1 protein-coding gene is annotated in these 263 nt (G+C 70.0%); it reads left to right on the forward strand.

Going from position 1 to position 263, the window contains the following annotated elements:
- The coding region (locus R0J87_RS21525; protein ID WP_498888844.1) for a flotillin-like FloA family protein at positions 1 to 263 on the forward strand (263 nt) is incomplete at both ends.

Below are 263 nucleotides of genomic sequence, written 5' to 3' on the forward strand. Positions count from 1 at the left end.
GTCGTCCTCGAGAAGGGCCTCGACTCCGGCACGGCGTTCGAGATCCTCTCGGTCGACATCGCCGACATCGACGTGGGCGAGAACATCGGCGCCAAGATCCAGGCCGACCAGGCCGAGGCCGACAAGGTCCGCTTCCAGGCCGAGGCCGAGAAGCGCCGCGCCATGGCCGTCGCCCAGGAGCAGGAGCACAAGGCCGAGGAGCAGAAGAACCGCGCCCTGGTCGTCCTCGCCGAGGCCGAGGTCCCCAAGGCCATGGCCGAGGC

The sequence above is a fragment of the Halomonas sp. SIMBA_159 genome, from assembly GCF_046536035.1.
GTDB lineage: Bacteria > Pseudomonadota > Gammaproteobacteria > Pseudomonadales > Halomonadaceae > Vreelandella > Vreelandella venusta_A.